This window comes from Pseudomonadales bacterium, from assembly GCA_013215025.1.
GTDB lineage: Bacteria > Pseudomonadota > Gammaproteobacteria > Pseudomonadales > DT-91 > DT-91.
This window is the reverse complement of the sequence record JABSRR010000313.1, coordinates 1-1,878: the sequence shown is the minus strand read 5'-3', so window position 1 is coordinate 1,878 and position 1,878 is coordinate 1. Positions and strand designations below refer to the sequence as shown.

Annotated in this window: 3 protein-coding genes; 1 reads left to right on the top strand and 2 read right to left on the bottom strand. The window is 47.2% G+C overall.

The window, feature by feature from the left end:
- Positions 1-86: 86 nt before the first annotated feature.
- On the top strand, positions 87-599 hold the full coding sequence (locus HRU21_13250; protein ID NRA43254.1) for an MOSC domain-containing protein: 513 nt from the start codon (positions 87-89) through the stop codon (positions 597-599).
- On the opposite strand, the gene HRU21_13245 is transcribed toward HRU21_13250, so the two are convergent.
- Positions 596-1,660 carry an erythrose-4-phosphate dehydrogenase gene (locus tag HRU21_13245; protein NRA43253.1) on the bottom strand — a complete coding sequence of 355 codons (1,065 nt, stop codon included), beginning with the start codon at positions 1,658-1,660 and terminating at the stop codon, positions 596-598. The two genes, HRU21_13250 and HRU21_13245, sit on opposite strands and share 4 nt — an antisense overlap.
- A 74-nt stretch (positions 1,661-1,734) precedes the next feature.
- Positions 1,735-1,878, bottom strand: a 144-nt coding sequence (locus HRU21_13240; GenBank protein ID NRA43252.1) for a transketolase, incomplete at its 5' end; no start/stop codon positions are given.

The following is a 1,878-nucleotide window of genomic DNA, read 5'->3' as shown; positions in this document are numbered from 1 at the left end:
AACATTCTAGCAGCCGATTGTTGAATCGCTAAGTATTGCTGATAATATAAAAGGCCTATTTTGGCAGCATTTTCTTCAATCCATTCATGCGCTCACAGCAACGATTATTTGCTCGCTACATCGAAAACTTACCGCCCGGACAGCTCAGCTGGATTGGCGTTCGCCCGGCGCGCAAAGCTCCGATGCAGAGCCTACATGACACTCAGGCCATCAAAGATCTGGGCTTAGAGGGCGATCATCGCTGCACAAAAACACCGGGCTCTGCTCGCCAAGTTACCATTATTTCTGAGGAGTATATTCAGCAAATACGTCACTTTGCTAAGCTAGATGCTATTCACCCCAATCAACTGCGACGCAATTTAGTCGTAAGCAACATCAATCTTACCGCGCTTAGACACCAGCAGTTTTGTATTGGCGATGCGATCTTTGAGGCAACGGCACTGTGCCACCCTTGCTCACGCATGGAACAAACGCTAGGCAAAGGCGCTGTAGCCGCAATGTTAGGGCATGGCGGTTTGTGTGCCAAAGTTATCAGCAGCGGAAAAATTAGCGTCGGCGATACGGTTAGCGTGATCGCGCCGCAGACATCACTGTTCTAGCCATCAACAGCATTGGCCTGCATCACTGCAGCCACATCTAACATACGATTTGCGTAGCCCCATTCGTTGTCAAACCATAGCAACAGCTTCACCATATTGCCCTGCACCACTTGCGTTTGACTAGCATCGATGATCACCGAATGTGGATCATGATTAAAATCAGTAGAGGTAAGTTTTTCTTCAGTGACCGACATCACGCCCTGATAATGTTGTAACGCCGCTGCTTGCAACAAGGCATTTACATCTGCCTTACTGGTCTGCTGACAAAGCGTTACCGTCAAGTCGATAGCGGATACATTAATCGTTGGCACTCGAATGGCATGTGCAGTAAAGCGACCTGATAACTCAGGCAGTAAACGCTCTATTCCCTTGGCAAGTTCAGTATGCACAGGAATCATAGCACCGATCGCGGCTCGTGTTTTACGTAAATCGGTATGGTGATAGGCGTCAATCACCGGCTGGTCATTCATAGCAGAATGCAGTGTCGTAATTGCACCTGCAGCAACCCCATATTGCTGGTGTAAGCTGTGCAACACAGGCACTAAAGCATTTGTAGTACAAGATGCGTTAGAGATAATCCGCTGCTGAGCATTTAACGCAGTATGATTAACCCCATAGACTATGGTGGCATCAACATCGGCACAGGCCGGCTGAGAAAACAAGACAGTCTTAGCACCTTGCTGAATATGTTGCTCGGCATCGCTTCGCAGAGAAAACTGACCGGTACATTCCATCAAAACGTCTACATTAGGCCATGACAACGCTGACAGTGACTCATGATGACTAAGGCGAAGACAATGTTGGTAGCCTGCGTGTTCTAGAATAATATATTCTTGACCCTCACGATGCTCAGCACGCACCTCTGCCGGTAAGCGGCCGTGAGTTGAGTCATATTTCAGTAAATGAATAATCGTCGCGGTATCAGCCGCCTCATTAGCCGCAACAAATTCAAACTGCGCATGCAACTCTGGACGCTCAAGAAAGGCACGCAAAACACAGCGACCAATTCGACCCAAGCCATTAATGGCAATTGTTTGCTTTGTACTCAATGACGCTCTCATTCATTTCGCTATGCATATATAAGTGATGTAAGCTGTGTAAGCTGATACGCCACTATATCAGCATATAGAATGCGTTAATCTAGCAATTCCATCGCACAGTCAACCACACGCTCAACCGTAAAGCCAAACTCTTTGAATAAATCTGCCGCTGGAGCTGATTCACCAAAGGTATCCATGCCAATAATACGACCGTCAAGGCCAACGTATTTATACCAAAA